At 48.1% G+C, this 21641-nt stretch carries 16 protein-coding genes; 2 read left to right on the top strand and 14 right to left on the bottom strand.

Annotated features, from left to right (window positions below; translation table 11 throughout):
• Positions 1-316 precede the first annotated feature (316 nt).
• Genes ACFQ0C_RS20445 through ACFQ0C_RS20430 form a run of 4 tightly spaced genes read right to left on the bottom strand, consistent with a single transcriptional unit; the run spans position 317 to position 5480 of the window.
• The gene (locus ACFQ0C_RS20445) at positions 317-1690 is read right to left on the bottom strand and encodes an MBL fold metallo-hydrolase (protein ID WP_379369005.1); all 1374 of its coding nucleotides are present in this window, start codon (positions 1688-1690) and stop codon (positions 317-319) included.
• Between the two features lie 33 nt (positions 1691-1723).
• Positions 1724-3391: an ABC transporter permease gene (locus ACFQ0C_RS20440; RefSeq protein WP_258216843.1), complete on the bottom strand. Its 1668-nt coding sequence runs from the start codon at positions 3389-3391 to the stop codon at positions 1724-1726.
• 8 nt (positions 3392-3399) lie between these two features.
• Positions 3400-4497, bottom strand: coding sequence for an ABC transporter substrate-binding protein (locus ACFQ0C_RS20435; RefSeq protein WP_379369002.1), 1098 nt, complete (start codon positions 4495-4497; stop codon positions 3400-3402).
• Between the two features lie 20 nt (positions 4498-4517).
• Positions 4518-5480, bottom strand: a complete 963-nt coding sequence (locus ACFQ0C_RS20430) for an ABC transporter ATP-binding protein (protein ID WP_379369000.1) — start codon at positions 5478-5480, stop codon at positions 4518-4520.
• Between the two features lie 164 nt (positions 5481-5644).
• Here ACFQ0C_RS20430 and ACFQ0C_RS20425 point away from each other — a divergent pair, with 164 nt between their 5' ends.
• Entirely contained in the window at positions 5645-6535 is an 891-nt protein-coding gene (locus ACFQ0C_RS20425) for a LysR substrate-binding domain-containing protein (RefSeq protein ID WP_379368998.1), read from the top strand.
• A 128-nt stretch (positions 6536-6663) separates the two neighbouring features.
• The gene (locus ACFQ0C_RS20420; RefSeq protein ID WP_379368996.1) at positions 6664-7527 is read left to right on the top strand and encodes a hypothetical protein; all 864 of its coding nucleotides are present in this window, start codon (positions 6664-6666) and stop codon (positions 7525-7527) included.
• 172 nt (positions 7528-7699) lie between these two features.
• On the opposite strand, the gene ACFQ0C_RS20415 is transcribed toward ACFQ0C_RS20420, so the two are convergent.
• The 10 genes from ACFQ0C_RS20415 to ACFQ0C_RS20370 all read right to left on the bottom strand — a co-directional run bounded on the left by ACFQ0C_RS20415 (position 7700) and on the right by ACFQ0C_RS20370 (position 21632).
• Positions 7700-8584 (bottom strand): 2-hydroxy-3-oxopropionate reductase, encoded by an 885-nt coding sequence (locus tag ACFQ0C_RS20415; protein ID WP_379368994.1) that lies wholly within the window; start codon positions 8582-8584, stop codon positions 7700-7702.
• A gap of 22 nt (positions 8585-8606) precedes the next feature.
• Positions 8607-10664: an alpha-amylase family protein gene (locus tag ACFQ0C_RS20410; RefSeq protein WP_379368992.1), complete on the bottom strand. Its 2058-nt coding sequence runs from the start codon at positions 10662-10664 to the stop codon at positions 8607-8609.
• Positions 10665-10704: 40 nt separating this feature from the next.
• A complete protein-coding gene (locus ACFQ0C_RS20405) occupies positions 10705-11319 on the bottom strand; it encodes an MBL fold metallo-hydrolase (RefSeq protein ID WP_379368990.1) in 615 nt (204 codons plus the stop codon).
• 39 nt (positions 11320-11358) lie between these two features.
• Positions 11359-12897 carry an extracellular solute-binding protein gene (locus ACFQ0C_RS20400; protein WP_379368988.1) on the bottom strand — a complete coding sequence of 513 codons (1539 nt, stop codon included), beginning with the start codon at positions 12895-12897 and terminating at the stop codon, positions 11359-11361.
• Between the two features lie 63 nt (positions 12898-12960).
• Positions 12961-13842 carry a carbohydrate ABC transporter permease gene (locus tag ACFQ0C_RS20395; RefSeq protein WP_258216834.1) on the bottom strand — a complete coding sequence of 294 codons (882 nt, stop codon included), beginning with the start codon at positions 13840-13842 and terminating at the stop codon, positions 12961-12963.
• Positions 13843-13877: 35 nt separating this feature from the next.
• Positions 13878-14783 (bottom strand): ABC transporter permease, encoded by a 906-nt coding sequence (locus ACFQ0C_RS20390; protein ID WP_379369017.1) that lies wholly within the window; start codon positions 14781-14783, stop codon positions 13878-13880.
• A 288-nt stretch (positions 14784-15071) separates the two neighbouring features.
• Positions 15072-17408 carry an AraC family transcriptional regulator gene (locus tag ACFQ0C_RS20385; protein WP_379368986.1) on the bottom strand — a complete coding sequence of 779 codons (2337 nt, stop codon included), beginning with the start codon at positions 17406-17408 and terminating at the stop codon, positions 15072-15074.
• A 183-nt stretch (positions 17409-17591) separates the two neighbouring features.
• Positions 17592-18380, bottom strand: coding sequence for a helix-turn-helix domain-containing protein (locus tag ACFQ0C_RS20380; RefSeq protein WP_379368984.1), 789 nt, complete (start codon positions 18378-18380; stop codon positions 17592-17594).
• A 146-nt stretch (positions 18381-18526) separates the two neighbouring features.
• Positions 18527-19597, bottom strand: a complete 1071-nt coding sequence (locus tag ACFQ0C_RS20375; protein ID WP_379368982.1) for a bifunctional phosphoglucose/phosphomannose isomerase — start codon at positions 19595-19597, stop codon at positions 18527-18529.
• Between the two features lie 25 nt (positions 19598-19622).
• The gene (locus ACFQ0C_RS20370; protein ID WP_379368980.1) at positions 19623-21632 is read right to left on the bottom strand and encodes an alpha-amylase family protein; all 2010 of its coding nucleotides are present in this window, start codon (positions 21630-21632) and stop codon (positions 19623-19625) included.
• Positions 21633-21641: the final 9 nt, after the last annotated feature.

Raw genomic sequence — 21641 nt, 5'->3', positions numbered from 1 at the left:
ACTCTTCGTCAGTTGCTAACTAATTTTTAAAAATTTTTAAGGTTAGGTGTGTTTGAGTTACTCAAAAGTCAGTTTAAAGCTTATTGACATAGTACGCTATATATGTAAGAAAGGGTTGTCTCCAAAGGGTGAACCCTAGTGAGTGAATCCCATAAATGTGGAAAAGATCCTTCAAGCCCAAATTGGAATTGAGGGATCTTTTACAACCCTATATTCAGGATAAAGTGGTGAAGGAGCATTCAGTATAAAGTGCTGAAGGAGCGTTCTGGATAAAGTGGCGGAGCGGCTGCCACTAATTGGACAGCCCCGCCTTACTTCAACTTAAGGTATCTCCAGCAGTCAACGAATAAATATTTCTATACCCGCTCATCTCAAGCTGAACACATACGGCATCGGTGATCTGTTTGTTTGCATGAACCAGTAAGGTTTGTTCGCTGTTAATAGCATCCAGCATCGCCCTTACGTCAGATACGCCCTGATGCACCTTAAAGCGGAGAAAATGAACAGGTACAACGGCGCGCTTGCCTTCGCCTAAGCCGGCATCCGTCTCCTGCATCTTGGTCTGCGCTGCTTGCAAAAGCTGCTTTGCGAAGCTGCCCTTAGCCAAGTGGCCGGTCAGAATGACACTGCCCCTTCCCTGCTGGCTCAGATGCTCGTAATACCATTGGCTTTTCGCCGATTGCATCATGCCGTCATTCGTGAATACCAGAGAGCTTGAAGCAGCTGCGGCAGCCTGCTCCCTTTGCTCTTTGGTTTCCACAACCACAACCTTCGGATCCTTCAAGAATTGCGCAATGCGCCCGACGGCCTCCTCTTGAAGCCAGTCTGGCTCCTGCAGCAGCTGTTCGAAAGCTTGTGCAATTTCCTTTTCCACTATAAGCCGGGTGTCCGGGAACGCTTCGCTAGCCCATAACAGCAGCTCCTGTCCCCTCCCATAAACGGGCACAGGCAGCAGCACCATTCCCCCTTCCGCGAGAGCGGCCTGGATGAGATGCTGGAGCTTATCCAGCTTCTCTGCCTGCGCTTCCGCGTCCGTACCATAAGCTGCATCGATGATGGACAGTTGAATCCCACCCTGTACATCAGTAACCGACTTGCGATCACGATCAGCGCCGTCCGGCAAGCCCTGATCCAACGAAGGCAGCTCCGGCCAATCAACCGCCAGAAGGCTCGACTCCGTCGTATAATCGCCGGAAAAGAAAACAACGCTGCCCTCGATATCCAGCAGCAGCCAAATCGATCCGGCCAAATGCCCGCTTCTCCCCCAGCAGACACGGAGCGCGGGAGTAATCACCAGCCATTCGCAGGCTGATGCGGCTTCATCGATATAAGCATAGTCTATCGCTTCTATATGCTCATCCTCATAGGGCAGCTTCGCCTGCTGTGAAGCGACGTACTGCTTCCACGCGGTAAAATACGCAGGAAGCTGCCGCGAGGTTGCTCGCGTCGTCCATACCTTCCCTTGATAACCCATTTGGTACAGCATGGGGATCGCCATCGAATGATCTTCATGCGCATGAGAGAGGAATACCGCATCAAGCTTGCTAATAAGCAGCGGATCGATTAACGGATATTCCCCCTCCCCTTCTTTCTTTACTCCGCAATCCAATAATACGCGGGTTCCCTGATGTTCAATCAAATAGCAGGAGCGGCCATGCTCACCAGCTCCGCCCCATACAGTTGCCTGCATTATCACACTCCACCTTTATTCCTGTTGTCCATGCTACAGCTTGCTCTTCGCGCTCAGCTTATTGATCCCGAGCAGCATCAGCGTCGTCAAGCCAACCGATATAACCGCCATTGCCATACCAAGCGAAACTTTGCCCTGTTCAAATTGAGAGAAGATATACGTTGCCGATGTCTCCATCGAAGGAGGTAAAATCATCAAGGAAGCAACCAGCTCTCGTACCGATATAGTAAAAGTCATCATCCAACCGGCCAGCATTCCCGGGATGATCAGCGGCAGTAAAATTTTGCGGAAAATGTAGGTCGCACTGCCTCCGAATACTCTGCCTGCCTGAAACAGCGACTCATCCAGTTGGGCAAAATTCGATTTCACATACTGTACCGTGTAGGGCAAGAAAAATACAACATAAGTCAAAACGACCATACCGTAAGTATTGTAAAGTGGAATAGGCATCCACGGCGAATTCCATAAAAGAATTAACCCTACGACGATAACAATTCCCGGAACCGTATTCGGCAGCAAGCTGAATAAGTCGGTTATACGCTGAGGCCAAGTCTTCGAGCGACTGATCATCAAGGCAAAATAGGTTCCTAACAGAACCGAAATCGTTGCCGCCACCAAGGAAAGACTCAAGCTGTTCATTAGCGCCTGCATGCTCTTGGAGCCCCAGGTTAATAAATCCACATAGTACTGCAGAGTCAAGTTATTCCATGCAAGCCCTACACCGCGAAGCTTCAATAAAGATGCCGCAATAATAGAAAAATAGGGAACTCCGACGGAAAACAGCAGCAAACCAGCCACATATATCCATACAAGCACAAGCTGCCATACTTGCAATCGATACAGCTTCCCTCGCGAGCCCTTGCCACTGATCAGCGAATAGGTGTAGCGTTGGCTAACCAATGTTTGCACATACCAGATCATCAGACAGGCCGTTAATAAAATGGAGGCCATCGAAGTCGCTTTACCGAAATCTATCGGCCAGCTTGAGATGTATTTATGAATCTCCGAGGTCAGCACATAATAACCGATTTTGCGGCCAAAGGTCGCCGGCGTACCGAACTCGGCAATCGTTTTGACGAAGACAAGCAGCGCTCCCATCGCATAGCTGGACAGAAGCAGCGGCATAACAACCCGACGGAAGCTGTACAGAAAGCCTCCCCCATGCACGCTGGCCGCTTCCTCTTTGCTGCCTGCAATTTGAACCAGAGCATTGCGTAATATCAAATATAGAAAAGGAAACAAATGAAGACTCATAATAGCAACCATACCGAACATACTGAAAAACATCGGCGTCACAATACTTGAAGAAGGGATTAGCTGCTCTATATACCCATTCTTTTGCATAAACAAAATCCAACCCATCGACCCAATGTAGGGCGGCGTCATAAAAGGGATCATGAACACCACATCCAGCCATGTATGCCTTGCCCAGTTCGTTCTGGAGAAAATCCATGCCAAAGGCAATGCCAGAAGGGTCGTCCCCAGCACAACGCAAATACCGAGCCAGATCGAATTCCAGAACACCTGACTCAGCTCATTTTCCATAATAACCCGGAGCGGAGCGAGCAGATCTAGCTGCTCCCCCGAGTAAACGCTGGTCATAAAGATGAAAAAAAGAGGGACGACCACCAGCATTGCCAGAATCAACAAGGCAAGGGCTATCCCGAGTTTTTGATAAGAAATCCTGTTTATATTGTGCATGGAAGCCACTACTTAAAGAGCTGCGTAAATTTTTTGGTTACTGCATCGCCGTTCGTATCCATCCAAGTCCAATCGATTTTCATTTGAGGAATTTGATCCATACCCGGACGATCTTTGGCTTTCACGTCTTTGCGGCCTGGCAGCAGGTAAGTTTCGGCTACCAGCTTTTGCGCTTCGTCCGATAGCAGATAATCGATATAAGCTTTGGCATTATCCACGTTTTTGCTTGTCTTGATAATAGCTGCAGGACGCGGGCTAATTACAGTTCCGCTCGCAGGATACAGCATGTCAACCGGCTCACCCTTAGCTTTTGCCTGATAGGTCAGGTAATCGACACCTGCTGCTATAATGCTTTTGGACCCGGTAATAACGGGATCAAGAGCTTCTTGATTGGCTCCTGCCATCGCAACGCCGTTCTTCTTGTACTGCTCCAGCAGCTGCCAGCCGGAATCACCCTTCATGCTCAAATAGCCGGTAACAAAATCAAGGGCAGATCCGGACAATGCAGGATCGGGAATGTTAATCTTGCCCTTCCATTCTTCCTTGGTCAGATCATCCCATTCCTTGGGAGGAGTTTTAACGAGCTTCGTGTTATAACCAATTCCGAGTGCAGAAGCGCTGTAGCCATAGAAATGACCTTCCTTATCTGACCATTCCGGAACCATTTTATCCGCGTTCTTCGCATCTTTGTATTCTAATGTCATTCCGCTTTTCTTCAGGCCCTGGGTAGAAGGCAACGAAGCAAGTACGACTACGTCTACAGCCGGATTCGCTTTCTCAGCTTCCATACGTGACAGAATTTTCCCTGTTGTTCCCTGGAACATTTCAATCTTCACACCGGTTTTTGTTTCATACCCTTTTTGAATAGCCTCTGCAAGCTCTTTAGGTCCTGCACTGTATACGACCAGCTTGCCGCTAAGCTTCTTCTCTTCCTTCTTCTCCTCAACCTTCGTTTCTTTTGCAGGTTGTACGGGTTGTTCGGCTTTAGGCGCCGATGCATTCGTATTGGCCGGCTTTTCTGTTGTACCGCAGCCTGCGACTCCAAACCCTACCATTGCCGTTAACATCAGTAATGCTCCGTTTTTGAACCCCTTGCTCATTTTCATGTGAAAAATCCTCCTCATTATTATTGAATCTGATGTATGTGTTCCTGGGATATATAGACCTTTATTTGCTCCCCTACCGTCATTCGAATCTGATGGTAAGCTGTCCACATTCCCATATCGCCCATATCGAGCTGCATTTCATAGCGGTCACCCAGATAGCTGACGCTGTGAATGGTCCCACTGTAAGCTTCCTTTAGCCCATCTGTATGCCAGTGAATATGCTCCGGACGCAGCATCCGCTTGTCCTTCTCCAGCCAATTGGATTTACCGATAAATTTCGCTACAAAAGGATGCTCCGGTTTATTGTAAATATGCTCCGGCTTGCCGCTTTGCAGAATTTTACCGCTTTGCATAACAACAATTTCATCCGACATAGACATCGCTTCAATCTGATCATGTGTGACATACAGCGCAGTCAGCCCTATTTCCCTTACCAGATTGATCAGCTCCAGCCTCATCTCATCCCGCAGCATTGCATCAAGTGCACTGAGCGGTTCATCGAACAGCACAAGCTGCGGCCTCGTAATTACGGCTCGGGCAAATGCGACACGCTGCTGCTGCCCACCCGATAATTGATGAGGATACCGCTCCTCCAGCCCTTGCAGGCGTACCGTCCTAACAGCCCCCTGTACTTGCTCTTTAAGCTGTTTCGTCCGTCCGGAAGCGCGTAAACCAAAGGCGATATTCTCAAAAACCGTCATGTGGGGCCAAAGCGCGAAATCCTGGAACACCATTCCAAAATTTCTGCGGCTGGCCGGCTTGTCAATCCTTCTTGCACTGGAAAAAATACATTCTTCACCAACGAACATCTCACCGCTGTCCGGTGTTTCCAATCCGGCAATCATCCGCAGCAATGTGGTCTTACCACAGCCCGATGGACCCAAAAGTGTGGTGAACTGTCCTTGCTTAATCCGCAAATCGGTCGGCTGCAATGCTTGCAGCTTATCAAACGTTTTTTGTACGCCTCGAATCACAACATCCATGCTATTACCTTCCCATCTGTGTAACTAACTTTAGTTTACTAGCTGAAATGCAGAGAAGTATTATCTTCACGTAAAGGTTTTGTTAAATAAATCAATGCTATCTGTTCAATCGCATAGATTTTCTCTATACTAGTGGCATACAAACCTGGTAAAGGAAGTGCAGAATGAACCTGACGAAGCTGCGCATTGTCGAATTGCTGGAGCAGCATAAGAAGATTACAGCCGTAGCCGATGCCCTGGGCTTAAAGCAGCCTACAGTCACCTTCCATATGAAAAGTCTGGAGCAGGAGCTTGGCGTTAAGCTGTTCGAAACCCGGTCAGGCAAAATATATTTAACCGAAGCCGGGCGGGCTCTGTACCACTATTCCATCAAAATCAATTCACTCGCGCATGAAGCCCAGCGGGTCGTTAAAGAATTCGACCAGCTTGGCAGAGGGACGCTAAAGATCGGGGCAAGCTATGTACCCGGAACCTATATCCTGCCACGGATTATAAGCAGCTTTACCAAGCTGTATCCAAGAATTAACCTGACCTTGGTCGTCAAGACTGCACCGGTTATTAAAGACCTGCTGTTGAACCACGACATCGATCTGGGTGTCGTATCCTGTGAGCCATTCGAGCTGCCGCCCTTATCGGCGGAAACTTTTTGTGAAGATGAAATGGTGCTAGTCTTCTCTCCTCTGCACAAATTGGCAAGCTGTGCGCAGCTTGCTCCTGAACAACTGTTGAATATTCCGTTTATCCTGCATAGCCCTGAATCGAGCACTCGGCAAATGACAATGAAATGGGAGCAAAGCAACCGTATTGAGCTGAACGGCCAACTGGAGATGGATTCCTTGGAGGCAATCAAACAAGTGGTCATGCTGGGGGAAGGAATTTCTTTCGTCTCACGTTTAGCTGTGAACAAGGAGGTTGCGCGGGGAGAGCTGGAATGCCGTCCAATCCCGCAAAATGTGCATAAAAGATATGTTTACTACACTTATAATCTGGACCGCAGCCCTTCTGCTTTAATGGACAGCTTTGTCGAGCATCTGCAAAAATCAATTCCAATTTAACGAAGTCTGATTCCCTTTTTGTGGAAAAATCATTTACAATAAGAACAAACCGTGTTGACATTCCTCTTACAATCGCTATTTATAGTCTAACTTGTAAGCCAATCAACTTTTTTAGGGAGATGAGATGGATGGTGAAAAGAACTAAATGGATTGGGGCATTGGCCACCACGGTATGCACAGCTTTGCTCGCAGTATCCCTCAGCACGCCTGCACCGGTGAAAGCTGCCAGCAACATGGTACCTGATTACGAGGTCAAGCTGCTTATGCAGCCGAGCGCTGTGCTTGGTTCCGATAACAAGCTGACCAGCACGGTCCGCAGCGCTTTCGGAATGCCGGAAACCGTGACCAAGATGAATATCCAATTCATGGATACCGACAATCAGGACATCTACAGCAACGGCTGGATTCCGCGTATCCGTAAAACCGAGGGAGAGAGCAAGTTCGAGCTTACGTACAAGAAGCGGTACCCGATCTCCAACGGAAATATCGACGCAGCTCTTACTCTGGCTAATCTGGAAGGATTTGATTCCACTGACACCAACTATGAAGCTCAAGTGGAATGGGGATATCAGAACAAAGCTTTGAGCATCTCCACTACGAAAACCGCCAGCAAATCCGGCTACAGCGGTATGGATCTTCCGTCCGCCAGTGATTCCCGCAAACTGCTGAAGGATAATATTCCCGGCAAGATGGACGATTGGTTATACAACGGCTGGGGCACAGACATGCTTGATGATTCGCGCAAATTCGGCCCTATCTTGGCTAAGCGATATATCGGAACATGGAGCGGCATTAAAACCTACATTGAGATTTGGCCTATTAACAATGCAGCAGGTACCGGTACCGAATACATAGTAGAAATTTCGTTCAAAACGACAAGCAGCACGACCGCTTCGCAAAAGCATGACGAGCTTATCACTTATCTGCAAAACAACGGCTGGTTTCTAGCCCAGGATTCGTTAAAAACCCAGTTGATTATGGATCGTTACTAAGCTAGCTAGCCGTTATACAATTTCGTTTCATTATAAATAGGGACCGTCTCTTCGGCAGCACAAGCTACCTTGGGACAGTCCCTCTTCGTTATAGTCAATTCGATAGTCTATTCGAATCTATTCCGCCTGTTTCGATTACACATGAAAAGCTTTTAATGTATAGCTCTGCTTGTCAATCGGCCACAGTCTCAATGCCGAGTCGCGCATACCATCTGTATAAAGCGCTGTGATCCTCGGAGCCAAAGCCCTCCCTACTTAGAGCATTTAATTGCTCCGCCATAAGCTCTGTAAGCTGGAGTGACGCTCCCGTATCATACCCCATACGGAGGGCATTGTTCAAATCCTTGCGGTGCAAATCGATACGGAAGCCAGGCTGAAATGATCCACTAATCATGTTATCTTTCTTCGTATCCATAACTCTGCTGCCTGCCAAACCTCCTTTTATGGCCTGATACGCTGTTTCCAAGTCAATTCCGGCCTTTCTCCCGAAAGCAAACGCCTCGGAAACAGCAGCCAGGTTTACGGCCACAATCATCTGATTCATGAGCTTGACCGTATTGCCCGCTCCAATCTCCCCAACCAAAGTGACCGACTTGCCCATAGTTTGCAAAAGCGGAAGCGCTTGTTGAAACACCGCAGCATCACCGCCTACCATAATCGACAGCTTGCCCTCAATGGCTCCTATCTCCCCTCCGCTCACCGGAGCATCCAGCATGGAACCGCCTTTTCTGGCGATGACCTCGGCTGTGGACCTCGCTGTGCCGGGATCGATTGAACTCATATCTACAACGATTTTCCCTGCGCTGATTCCATCCGCAACACCATTAAAGCCTGTTATTACCTCCTGCACTTGAGGTGAATCAGGAAGCATGGTTATTACCACATCGGACTGCTCCGCGACCTCTTTGGGACTCGGCTGCGAATGGGCTCCCAACGCAGCTAGTTCCTCTATAGAGGCTTGGCTTCGGTTATACACATTCAGGCTGTAACCCGCTTTTATGATATGCTTGGCCATCGGCTTGCCCATAATGCCAAGCCCTATAAATCCTACTTTCATGCCGAGCCTCCTTCTGGGCTAGTTAACCCAATGCCTCTTCTACTTTAATTACAAAAGCTGCAAAGTCCTTTAACTCGCTGCAAACGACTGTAACGTCATTACGTGCTGTTGAATAGGGCACCATATCGGAATCAACCAGGCTGTGGAGCTGTATACATTCCCCTATATCATGAAGAGTAACTTCAAGGTCATACACCGGCACCGGCTCAAAATAAGTGACTCCGTTAAATCCCGACAGGTTCAGCAGGTGCAGAATATACGTTTGCTCATCCAGCTTGTTGAAGAACACCTCTACATTTTGCGGTGCGTTCGTCGTCAGCTTATATTTTCCGTCTACGGCGTAGTCCAGCAAATCCAGCGCGATATGCTTATGGTCGGCATAGCCGTACCGATAGTACAGCTCGCCTGGCTGCCACGGGACATAGACGGCTCGGCAGGAGCCATCCTCGCGGATCGACGCGCCGAAGCAGTCCTCGGAAATACGGTGCCCGGAGGCGCGTTCCGGCGGACCAAACGTTGACGGCGCGACAAACGGCAGCTGCTTTCGAGCCTGCGGGCCGAATTCCAGCTCGCGGAAGGGGNCCTGCGGGCCGAATTCCAGCTCGCGGAAGGGGCCCTTCAGAAACATCCAGTCCCGCTCCGGGAAGCTCTTGAACAGCGCTTTATCCGCTGTCTGCAAATATGCCGCTTCCCGCTCGTACACCTGCAGGCTGCCCGCCTGCACATCGAATATGCGGTGCAGGAATGCTTCATTTGCTGCGCCTGTGGTGAAGGAGCGGCCCGTGCCGATCAGCTGTACGCCTTCGCGGTACAGCTCCTCCAGCACTTCCAGCTCGCTTGCTCCGAGCTCGGGAATGTCTGGAATGAGCACCGCCTGATACCGGCTCAAGTCCTGCTTCTTGTTCAGCAGATTGTTCTCGTGAATGACATCGAACAAGATATGCCGCTCCTTGAGCATCTTAAACAAGCCCTGATACTCCTTCATATTCGCCGGAGCCGGTCCCCCAGGCTTGATCAATGCCACGTCAGCTGCACTCTGGAAGCTTCCATAGTACGCCTCATGCTCCTTGTGATACTTGAATATATCCGCTACCGTCGGCAAATTCTCACGGTCCGGGTAATCCTCGAACACGCCGATGATGCAGAAGTCCAGTCCTGAGCCGCTCGCCAGGCTTTCCTTCAAGCGGATATTCATCTCATGCTTGGACACGGCGGTAAACCGGTGAATCAGGTCAATCGCATTGATGCAGCAGTTGCTGATCAGCTTATCGTCCCATGAATCTTCCAGCGATTTTACATTTTCGGAGGCTGAATACAGCCACACCGGATGCGGACGAACCGGGTCCGTGTTCGACTCCTTACGGACAATATCCACCTTGTGCTCGTTGTATGTGGAGATCGCAATATCCGTAGATCTGCTCTTCACGAAATCATGGATTCGATCCAGCATCTCTTTCGTCGTCGCATCCTGGAACGCCTTATATTGGCGGTACACCGGATCGCTTAAACTCTCGCTTTGCGGCAGCTCCAAGCCTCCCGACCATTCCCGAAACCGGTCCTTGCAGCTGTCACAAAAGCAAATACCGTAATGATGACCGCTGTAATCGCGGGTCTGGTAGCCGAACATATTAAAGAAGATACCGTCCACCGCATAATTGGAGATGACTTCGTCGATCAGCTGCAGCGAGTACTCACGCTGGTAGTAGCCGTTGATGCACGTATGGACAATGCCGTGATAATTAACCTCCTTACCCTCCTTCGTGCGGTAAAACCACTCGGGCCGCTTGGCGAAAATACTCTCATGAGCTTTGCTGAAGTCAAATCGGGCAATGAACCTCATTCCGGCCGCATGCGCCTTCTCGATGGCTTCCTTCAGCATATCTTTCTGCTGGCCCGCCGCACGGTAATGATATTCCAGCTTGGTTGGGTAGAAGGCAACAATTCCCCCGGCATTCATCATCAGTACGTTGGCGGAGAGCTCCTGGAGCTCTCCGATCAGTCTATCCACATCAAGATTCGCGTCTGTTTCGCGAAGGTTATTTTGGATCAAGCGCAGATTGTTCTTTTTCCACCAAGTCATGTAAGAGCTCCTTTTCATTTTAATGCGGACAGATTATCTCTTAGAATGCTTCAAACGGCTCATCATGTCCCGGTATAATAATGTCCGCAATTTGCTTGGCCAGATCTATGGACTGCTTAGCCAGCTCCTTGTCCTCGGAAATAACGTGAACCTCCCGATGCTCGTAATATTCTTTGACCAATACGGCATCGGCCGCCACCAGAATACGTTTCCCCCCACTATGAAACAACACTGAGGTATGCTCCAATGTATGCCCTGGAGTTTCTATGATTGTTATATCCTCGCAAATTTCACCGGCTACCGGTTGAAGCTGCTCCAATATATCACGGTCCGCATCGGAAATTTTATCCCGCCAATTGTCGATCTCCTTTCCATAGCCAAGCCATTTGGCGTTCGGAAACAACCGGATGGACCGGATATGGTCGGCATGCATATGCGTCACATAAATGAGGTCGATAGCCTCAGGAGAAATTTGCTCTTCTCGCATTTTGTCAAGCAGCGGTTCATCGCGCCAGCCGGGGTCGACGATAATATTCATACCGTGGCCCTGTATTAATGTTGTAGAACAAATAACCTCGCGTTTCTCATTCGGATAACGGTATTTGTTAGTCGATAATTGCCCATTGATTAATACTTTATAGCCATATTCTTTCATGCCAGCACAACCTTCCCTTTAATAAAGGTAGTTCAAAAGTTACTTGCCTCTTTCTTGAAAAGCCTTGTTCATCTCAGCAATAATCTTCTGGTAGTCTGCATCCTTCTTCAGCCCGCTAACAAACGTATCCCAAGCTTCAATCGGTTCTTTGCCCATGATGACCTTAACCTTCAGATCATCTATTTTCTTTTTATATTCCGTACCTACTCTTGTTTCCGTCTCCGAGATCAATCCAATGGATGGATCGGGGATGCTGATTTTGGATTTCTCATCCAGAATTTTTTTGTTGCGCTCGAATACTTCCTTCGTCATGCCGGTTGCAGTAGCAAATAAATATTTCTCATTGCGTTCGAAAATTTTACCGAAGGAGCTTATCGATACACTGTCCGTATCAGCCTGCTTCGTGCTAACCTTGAAGCCGTCCACTTCGTTATAGTGCACACCTTTAATTCCGTAAATGCCCAGATAGAAGCCTTCTTCTGTAGCACCATAGTCCATCAATGCGAGAATTTTCTTCACCTTGGCTTCCGGTACCTTCTTCGGTATCAGGTAGGCACCGTTAAAGCCAGTTGATTGTGTCGTTACCCCATTCAATGCAACAAGCGCCAGGTAATCAGCCTTCGGATCGATCTTCATCGGATTTTCGATCTGCCGCCACAAGCCCGGCATCCCATCAGTTGTAAAGCCTGAACGGTTAGAGGTTGCCAGCTCCTCGGTCTGGGTTGTTTTCATAACCATATAATCCTGAGGAATGAGTCCTTCCTTGTATACTTTATTCAGCCAGACGAGCATTTCCCGTGTCCCCGGCTCCAGCACCGTATCCACCAGCTTGTTATCAACAAGCTTCCACTTGCCGTTTGCTTTATTAAATACGTTCTCAAAGAACAGACCGGTATCCCGCATATTATAGCCATACGTATCCTTCTTGCCGTTGCCGTCAGGGTCATTGTTGACGAAGGCTTTCATTACCTCATACATTTCATCCGTTGTAGTAGGAACCTTGAGCCCAAGCTTATCCAGCCAGTCCTTGCGCACGCCCATAACCGTACTGCCCTCAAGTGGACGAACAGATGGCAGCAAATAATTTTTGCCGTTTATTTTTGTGCTGTCCATGACGTTTTTCGGATATTCCATCAAATTCGGATAATCCTTTAGAAAAGGCGTCAAATCCCAGAATGCGCCCTGTCTAACCATTTGCTGCATCAACGGGTTGCGAATGTCGGACACTTTCATCAGATCGGGTATATCACCTGAGGCCAGCACCACATTCTGCTTCTCTGTCCAGTTGTTTGGCGATACCCAAATAATATTCAGCTTCGTATTCGTCCGTTTCTCGAACTCCTTCGTAACCGGATTATTGGCACCTGGAGGTTCTGTTGTATGAAATTCGGTAATGATGCTGATTTCGGTAGGAGGACCCTGTTTAGCGGTGTCTCCGCTTGAGGCTGGAGCATCTTTGCCCGCAGCTCCCGGCGCTGCTTGTTGAGCGCCGCCTGAGCATGCAGCCAGCATGGACACCATCATTCCTGATATAGCAGCATAAGTTCCAATACGAAGTACTTTTGATTTAGCTTTCAATTCGAAAACCTCCCTTTTATAATGAAAACCTTAGCCATACTTCCGTGTTCATGCCTTCACCGCTCACCCTTTTACCGATCCCAGCATCACCCCCTTGTCAAAATGCTTTTGCAGAAACGGATACACAACGATTATTGGCAAGGTCGCAATTACGACCGCTGCCATCTTTAAAGTCTGTCCCGGAATCTGTTCTTCTGACCTCATCTCCATCGCTGCCGAGCCACCCATGGATGTAGAGGATTCGATCAGCATATTGCGAAGCACCAGCTGCAGGGGCCATTTGGTATTGTCATTGATATAGAGAATCGCGTTGAAAAATGTATTCCAATACGACACAGCGTAGAAAAGCCCGAAAGCCGCTAACGCCGGTAAAGATAACGGAAGAATGATACGGAAGAAAATACCGGCATCATTACAGCCATCAATCATTCCCGCTTCCTCCAGCTCGACAGGGATGCTGTCAAAGAAGCTTTTCATCAAGATGACATACCAGCCGCTTGTAAGCACCGGTAAAATCAATGACCAGATACTGTTGATCAAGCCTAAATCTCTCACTAATAAATAAGGCGGAATAATGCCGGGGCTGAATAAAATCGTAATCAGAATGAGCAATTGGAACAGCCTTCGCCCCTGCAACCGCTTTCTAGATAAACCGTAAGAAATCGCCGAGGTTACCATTAAGCTCAGAAACGTGCCTACTGTAGCCAGAAATATACTGACCAATGAGGCATCCTTAAAAGCCGAGGTAGATAGCAGGTATTGATAGGATTTCATGGTCCAGTGCTCGGGAAAAAGCACGAACCCTTGCTTCTGCAAATATTCCGATGGGCTTGTAAATGAAACGGCAAACACATAATACAGCGGAAACACCGTGACGATACATACCAGAATCAGGATTGAAATATTGAACCCATTAAATAAACGGTCTCCTTTGCTTTCTTTCATACAATCCGCTCTCCTTTTCAACAAATTACCGGCGACTAATAGACTCCTTCTTCTCCGAACCGCTTAGCCAACCGATTGGCCAGAATGACCAGCACCAGACCAATGAATGATTTAAACAGGCCTACGGCAGTGCTGTAGCTTAGCTGACCGCCCTGTATACCGACTCGATATACATAGGTTTCAAAAACATCCGACACCTCGGATACCGCCCCGTTCATCATCAGAAATACTTGCTCGAAACCGACATCCATAATTTGCCCGATCCGTAAAATTAACAAAATAATAATGACGCTTCGAATAGCAGGAAGTGTAATATGCCAGGTCTGCCTTAGACGGTTGGCCCCGTCAATCTTAGCGGCTTCATACAATTGAGGATCAACGCCTGCAATCGCCGCAAGGAATATAATGGTGCCCCAGCCCGTTTCCTTCCAAATATTTTGCGCGGTCAGCATACCCCAGAACCAATTGGGATTAGACAGGAAGTCTACTCTGGAGAACCCTATGAATTCCAGCACCAAGTTCACAATTCCTGAGGATTGCGAGAATAACAGGAATGTAATGCCCACTACCACCACCCAGGAAAGAAAATGAGGCAAATACACAATCGATTGAACCACTCTTTTGAATACCCTATGCTTCACTTCGCTCAGCAGCAGTGACATGACAATAGGCACAGGGAAGAAGAACACCAGACTCAGCAAGCTGATCATCATCGTATTGCGGAACAGCAGCCAAAAATCAGGATTGGCAAAAAAACGTGTGAAATGATCAAAGCCGACCCAAGGGCTCCCTAACATCCCCAAATACGGCGAATAATCCTGAAAAGAAATAATGACACCCCACATGGGAACGTATTTGAAAATAAGAAAAAATAACAGTCCTGGCAGCATAAGGAGATACAGCACTTTATCCCTTACCAAGCCTTTCCATACGATATCCATTCGGCTCTTCTTCGCTTCACTACCGCTGTTTAATTTCAAGTCCGACTGCGTTAACATGAATCGCTACCTCCTTATCAAATTCATCAAATTCGTAATGCCTTCAGCGTCTTGCTCCTCCCCTTAAGCTCCTCTTGGTTCAGCGATGCCCTAACTGTACGCAGCCAGCTCATTTCAGGCAATGACAACATTTTTCCTCAGGCTGGACGCGGGTTTCCGGCGATAACACTTTTTTGACATGTCAAAAAAACCGCTCTAATCCCATTAAAGAATTAGAAACGGCTATAGTTTTCAGCATAATCCCTGCGCATGTTTCTCACGATATTGTCCGGGCGTCATTCCTTCGCTCTTTTTAAAAATACGGATCAGATAAGAAGGCTGGTAGCTGAGTATGCCTGCAATATCGTTGATCTTCATATCGGTTTTGAACAGCAGCTCCTTGCACTTTTCAATCCGCAGCTGAACGATATAATCAATAAAGTTGATACCTGTTATTTGCTTGAATGCTTTGCTGAGCTTCGATGAGCTCATTTGCAGCTGTTCGGCATACAGTTCCAGGGAAACATCGGACAAAAATTCATTTTGAATTCGCTTGAGCAGTTCCTCTATGATTCCTCGCAAATCAGCGTCATAAGCCATAGACAATGTTTTGATAAAAGGTTGGATAAGCTTGTATTGGAACCAGTGGACCATTTCATCAGGCTCATAAATCTTTACAAGCTGTTCATACACATGCATGCCATCATATAACGTGTACAAATCCACATCATACCTGATGATCGTATCATGGATGGCTCCCAGCAGCTTCATCATCCCTTGATGAACCATCCACTCCGTGCTGTCATTGCTTTGCAAAGCAAGCATAAACGCTCTAATGAGACGGACTGCTTCATCTTCAAGTCCCATTCCTATAGCGGTTACAATTTCCCGTTCCAGCTCGAACGGATACCTGGTACGGCCTGAATGCTCCAATATGAAATGGCTCATATCCAGCATTTGGTTCGATGTCTTAAGATCTCTAAAGTGCAGTGCCTTTCGGGTCTGCTCCAATACATCCGGGGCTTCCATTACTGACTCGGTTATTTTACTAATTACAAGGGTCGCCTTCATCCGCAGCACATTGTTCAGCGCCGTTATGAAATCTTGCGCGAGCTTGCTGAGCTCCTGTTTGATCTCGTCATGTGATTTGTGGTTGTTCAATACAAGGAACACCCCTACAGACAAGTCCTGAAAGTTCATAACATGAGCCATAGGTATTCTCTCCAAGCTGAGCTCCAGCATAATATTAGAGGCGGCGAACGTAATGAGTTGAACATCCCGCTCGGAATATTTGCTGCCCAATTCAGCGAAGCCATGCAGATTCGCCACTAGAAAAGCAAATTTTTTATGCTCCGCTTCCCATTCTAACTGCTTCATTTTCCCTAAAATTTCCGATTGTGTATGGGTGTATAGATTACCCTGTAAAAATTGCAGCAAAAAGCTTTCTCTGAGCGCTGGTATCGACTGTTTGATCTGTGCAGACAAAGCCTGCTGCTCCTGCAGGCGGCGTTTCCATTCGTTCTCAATATAAATAATTTCATTTTTTTCTTCGGGCTTGTTATGCTTCCCTATTTCCAGCATACTTTTTAATCGTTGAATGGGTGCATAAATTTTGTTGGAAGCAAACCATGACAGCAGAAGTCCTATTAGCAAACCGAGACTGCTTATACTAATAATCATTCTGGACATCGAAGAAACCGGAGCGATGATTTGGGATAAAGGAGTCGCTGAAATAACGGTCCATTTACCCCCAAGCTTTGAGATTTTACCGTAGGATACGAAGTAGATCTCCTCATCCCACATAAATTTGAATGAATTTTCTCCCAGCTGCTCCTGCATGATACGGCTTCGAAGTGCTTCTTCAAGCAGCTCCTCCCTCGGATTCGAATCATCGCTGTGAAGTGACGTCAAATATTCGCCCTGATCATTAATTAAAAAGGAAACGGCATGCTCCGAAGATAATTTTTGAACCATTCCATCCAATTTGTCTTGATTCAAATAAATCAGAAAGGCGCCGAAGGAATTATGCATCTGCCCCCCGGGAAGCCTGATGACGACCGTTTTGTATGATGATCCCGGTTTATGGATCTGTTTTAACGAATAGTCCCAATAAATCAGTTGCTCCTTATCCAGTAAGGATCGGAACAGCCTGCGGTCCTCCTCCGTCTGAATAGGACGAATGCCGGATTCATCCCCAACGATCTTATCCGCATCACGCAAAAATAAACCAACGCTATGAACAAGGGAGTTTGACTCCGATAATAAAGTAAGCGATTTCATTAAATCCTTTGTTTTCTGGAATTCATCGGTAAAATCCATGCGGTTCAAGGACTCGTCAAACGTCGGATCAAACGCAATCCTTACTGCGAATTTCTCCAGGCTGGATAAATATTCATCCATTTGCTGGATCGATTGCTTAAGCTGAACTTGATGAGCTCTATCGACTTCAGCCCCAATACGCTCAGTCCCTACGTAGTATAAAATGACACCTATAAAAACCATAGGAAGGCAGGTTATCAAGAGGACGAGCCCTAGATTTTTCCAGAAAACAACACCTCTTCTGCCGTCATTCAACATGTTTATTTGCATGGGAGTCACTTCCTTTAGCCATTAAGAATACATGGGCGCAGCCTGCGGTTACGACCTGACGGTCTAGCTTCTCTTTATGGTAGTGCTTTTCCATTAAAATATCCATCGACAGAATTTATATTTTTGCACGATTCTACGCTTTTAAACAAAAACTTACGCAAGACCTGTGCGTTTCAGCTGCCACTACTCCGTCCACACCGTTTTTTCTGTTGTTTTATTAACAAAGTAGGTAGGAGAATAGCCGGTTACTTTTTTAAAAACTCTGTTGAAATAGGCCTGATCGCTAAAACCGGTTTGGTCTGCAATTTCCCGAATGGGGATCAGCTTGGAAAGCATAAGATCCTTGGCTACAGATATTCTAACATTATGAAGATACTCTATCGGTGTAAAGCCGGTTGCTTCCTTAAACACATAGGAAATATAATTAGGCGTCCTTCCGGTATAATCGGCAAGCTCCTGTAGTTTTAACAGGCTTTTATAGTGACTGTGAATATATGCCTTTAGATCCTCCACCAGCTTTACTTTTTTGGTAGAGATGTCCTGATGATCTAGCTCATGATTGACAATCCCAAGCATTTCCAATAAAATCCCGCAGCAAATGACAGACGAGTAGGGTCCCTTTGTTAGCCAATGATGATTTAGCAAGGAAAACCTTTGCTTAAAATAAGCTATATTCTGCAGCCTCAGCTTGCAGGGCTGTTTACTAGCCAGAAGCGGAAGCAGCTCTTCATCGCCAAGGCTGCTGAAATGGGTCGCATACCTTTGGTGCTGTTCGTTCGAAGTACCGCCGCGTACAGACCCTGCCGGAATGAATAAGACGTCTCCCGCTTGCAGAGATAGATCCTCGCCATCTACCCAATAAGTCAAGGAACCATTGGAAATAATCATCAGCAGGTTATAGGGCGTTACCGCTCGTTTCATACTCCAACTGCTATCCAGATCTCTTACATAGCAAGAATGCAATTTGATCAACGTCCATTCCTTCCCTTCCGGTGGAGACTGCGGGGAGCTGATAACCCAATATCCCAGTTATTGATTATATCATACAAACCAAGAAAGCCGGCAGCAGATAGCCCCGGCTTCTTTCCTTGGAATGGCATATGAACTTCTAACGAACCTTAGCCGTTGAATCTTTTTCTAAACTCATTCAGTGCCTCACCTTGAGTCGGATTCACACCCCGGATCAGGGCGGCATAAAGCGCAGCATGATCGATGAGATATACCAAGGAGCACATTCGAGCCAGTCTGCTGCTCCCGACGGAAGAGATTTCACGCACAGCTCCGGCTCTTGTCTTAAGCACATCACGTGTTGCCGCCAGTCTTCTTGTCATCGGCTCGGTATCCTCAAGGTCCTTAATCAAAGTAAAATGAAATTGTCTCAGCATAGCGCTGTCTGCATCCCAGCCGTTCGCCTCATCATGGTGAAGTCCAGACATCGCATTGCTAAAAGCCATAACTTTACTGTTCTCCGCCAACTGGTTCTTAAATCGTACAGCAATGGAATCGGTAAACGGCAGCGTTCCGTAAATAACGGGAATGAGACCGTCCATTTCCACCGCGATTTGCTTGGCCTCGTTCCTGCTTATCGGCTCAGCAGGCGCGTAATGTACAGACAATTGCTCCAGCAGCGCCACCGTTTCCATAATGGCTGGCTCCTGGTCGGCAATGAGTCCCATACGATGAAGAATGACAAGCATAGGGATCAGGACATGACTCGTAGAGATGATGCGCGGGACCTTTCCCGCTGGAAGCTGAAACAGTAAATGCCCATGCTGCTCGGCAAGTTCCTTGGCCTTTCCGCCGACGGTCAGAACAACAATCGTTGCACCTGTGTCGATAGCATGACGGTACGCGCTCACTACCTCCTCGGAGCCTCCCGAATAATTAACGATAAAAACAAGCGAATCCGCATCCACATAAGCAGGCATTGTATAAGCTTGAGAGAGAATGATCGGAGCCTTGATCTCGTCGGACAGCATCGATTTCAATTGGAGCAGACTGGCTACTGGACCGCCTCCAACACTGCATATAACAATTTCATCCACTTTTTTATCCAGAGGCATAACTTCGAACGCTTTTGCCTGATCATACCCCTCCAAGATCCACTTAGGATAATTCGTGGTTGCCTCAAGCAGCTGGGACTTGTCTATTTGCAGCAATGTGTCTATTTCGTCTAAACTGATTTTCATCGCTTCGCACCCTCCATTTCCAGATCTATACTTGTATCACAATAGCCGCAAAATCCTTCAGTTCACGGCATCGCAGGGTCACATCGCCGCCAACCATCGAATATACTGCCGCGGTCGGGTCTACCAAGCTGTTCACCTGCCTGCATTCCCCGATGCCATGAAGGGTAACTTCCAGATCATACACCGGCACCGGCTCAAAATAAGTGACTCCGTTAAATCCGGACAGGTTCAGCAGGTGCAGAATATACGTTTGCTCATCCAGCTTGTTGAAGAACACCTCAACATTTTGCGGAGCGTTCGTCGTCAGCTTATATTTTCCGTCTACGGCGTAGTCCAGCAAATCCAGCGCGATATGCTTATGGTCGGCATAGCCGTACCGATAGTACAGCTCGCCCGGCTGCCACGGGACATAGATGGCTCGGCAGGAGCCATCCTCGCGGATCGACGCGCCGAAGCAATCCTCAGAAACACGGTGCCCGGAGGCGCGTTCCGGCGGCCCAAACGTTGATGGCACGACAAACGGCAGCTGCTTCTGAGCCTGCGGGCCGAATTCCAGCTCGCGGAAGGGGCCCTTCAGAAACATCCAGTCCCGCTCCGGGAAGCTCTTGAACAGCGCTTTATCCGCTGTCTGCAAATATGCCGCTTCCCGCTCGTACACCTGCAGGCTGCCCGCCCGCACATCGAATATGCGCTGCAGGAATGCTTCATTAGCTGCGCCTGTGGTGAAGGAGCGGCCCGTGCCGATCAGCTGTACGCCCTCGCGGTACAGCTCCTCCAGCACTTCCAGCTCGCTTGCTCCCAGCTCGGGAATGTCTGGAATGAGCACCGCCTGATACCGGCTCAAGTCCTGCTTCTTGTTCAGCAGATTGTTCTCGTGAATGACATCGAACAAGATATGCCGTTCCTTGAGCATCTTGAACAAGCCCTGATACTCCTTCATATTCGCCGGAGCCGGTCCCCCCGGTTTGATCAATGCCACGTCAGCTGCACTCTGGAAGCTTCCATAGTACGCCTCATGCTCCTTGTGATACTTGAATATATCCGCTACCGTCGGCAGATTCTCACGGTCCGGGTAATCCTCGAACACGCCGATAATGCAGAAGTCCAGTCCTGAGCCGCTCGCCAGGCTTTCCTTCAGGCGGATATTCATCTCATGCTTGGACACGGCGGTAAACCGGTGAATCAGGTCAATGGCATTGATGCAGCAGTTGCTGATCAGCTTATCGTCCCATGAATCTTCCAGCGATTTCACATTTTCGGAGGCTGAATACAGCCACACCGGATGCGGACGAATCGGGTCCGTGTTCGATTCTTTACGGACAATATCCACCTTGTGCTCGTTGTACGTGGAGATCGCAATATCCGTAGACCTGCTCTTCACGAAGTCATGGATTCGATCCAGCATCTCCTTTGTCGTCGCATCCTGGAACGCCTTATATTGGCGGTACACCGGATCGCTTAGGCTCTCGCTTTGCGGCAGCTCCAAACCTCCCGACCATTCCCGAAACCGGTCTTTGCAGCTGTCACAAAAGCAGATACCGTAATGATGACCGCTGTAATCGCGGGTCTGGTAGCCAAACATATTAAAGAAGATGCCGTCCACCGCATAATTGGAGATGACTTCGTCGATCAGCTGCAGCGAGTACTCACGCTGGTAGTAGCCATTGATGCACGTATGGACAATGCCGTGATAATTAACCTCCTTGCCCTCCTTCGTGCGGTAAAACCACTCGGGCCGCTTCGCAAAAATACTCTCATGAGCTTTGCTGAAGTCAAATCGGGCAATGAACCTCATTCCGGCCGCATGCGCTTTCTCGATGGCTTCCTTCAGCATGTCCTTCTGCTGGCCCGCCGCACGGTAATGATATTCCAGCTTGGTCGGGTAGAAGGCAACAATTCCTCCGGCATTCATCATCAGTACGTTGGCGGAGAGCTCCTGGAGCTCCCCGATCAGTCTATCCACATCAAGATTCGCGTCTGTTTCGCGAAGGTTATTTTGGATCAAGCGCAGATTGTTTCTGCTCCACCATGCCATGGGAATACC

It is taken from the genome of Paenibacillus sp. GCM10027630, from assembly GCF_042676305.1.
Classification (GTDB): domain Bacteria; phylum Bacillota; class Bacilli; order Paenibacillales; family NBRC-103111; genus Paenibacillus_S.
The sequence above is the reverse complement of the archived record's forward strand: the minus strand, read 5'-3'. Positions and strand labels throughout refer to the sequence as shown.

What these genes read in the sequence shown, in the direction of transcription:
- ACFQ0C_RS20445 (WP_379369005.1), bottom strand. Translation starts at nt 1,690, where the DNA reads ATGCAGGCAACTGTATGGGGCGGAGCTGGTGAGCATGGCCGCTCCTGC.
- ACFQ0C_RS20440 (WP_258216843.1), bottom strand. Translation starts at nt 3,391, where the DNA reads ATGCACAATATAAACAGGATTTCTTATCAAAAACTCGGGATAGCCCTT.
- ACFQ0C_RS20435 (WP_379369002.1), bottom strand. Translation starts at nt 4,497, where the DNA reads ATGAAAATGAGCAAGGGGTTCAAAAACGGAGCATTACTGATGTTAACG.
- ACFQ0C_RS20430 (WP_379369000.1), bottom strand. Translation starts at nt 5,480, where the DNA reads ATGGATGTTGTGATTCGAGGCGTACAAAAAACGTTTGATAAGCTGCAA.
- ACFQ0C_RS20425 (WP_379368998.1), top strand. Translation starts at nt 5,645, where the DNA reads ATGAACCTGACGAAGCTGCGCATTGTCGAATTGCTGGAGCAGCATAAG.
- ACFQ0C_RS20420 (WP_379368996.1), top strand. Translation starts at nt 6,664, where the DNA reads ATGGTGAAAAGAACTAAATGGATTGGGGCATTGGCCACCACGGTATGC.
- ACFQ0C_RS20415 (WP_379368994.1), bottom strand. Translation starts at nt 8,584, where the DNA reads ATGAAAGTAGGATTTATAGGGCTTGGCATTATGGGCAAGCCGATGGCC.
- ACFQ0C_RS20405 (WP_379368990.1), bottom strand. Translation starts at nt 11,319, where the DNA reads ATGAAAGAATATGGCTATAAAGTATTAATCAATGGGCAATTATCGACT.
- ACFQ0C_RS20395 (WP_258216834.1), bottom strand. Translation starts at nt 13,842, where the DNA reads ATGAAAGAAAGCAAAGGAGACCGTTTATTTAATGGGTTCAATATTTCA.
- ACFQ0C_RS20390 (WP_379369017.1), bottom strand. Translation starts at nt 14,783, where the DNA reads ATGGATATCGTATGGAAAGGCTTGGTAAGGGATAAAGTGCTGTATCTC.
- ACFQ0C_RS20385 (WP_379368986.1), bottom strand. Translation starts at nt 17,408, where the DNA reads ATGCAAATAAACATGTTGAATGACGGCAGAAGAGGTGTTGTTTTCTGG.
- ACFQ0C_RS20375 (WP_379368982.1), bottom strand. Translation starts at nt 19,597, where the DNA reads ATGAAAATCAGTTTAGACGAAATAGACACATTGCTGCAAATAGACAAG.
- ACFQ0C_RS20370 (WP_379368980.1), bottom strand. Translation starts at nt 21,632, where the DNA reads ATGGCATGGTGGAGCAGAAACAATCTGCGCTTGATCCAAAATAACCTT.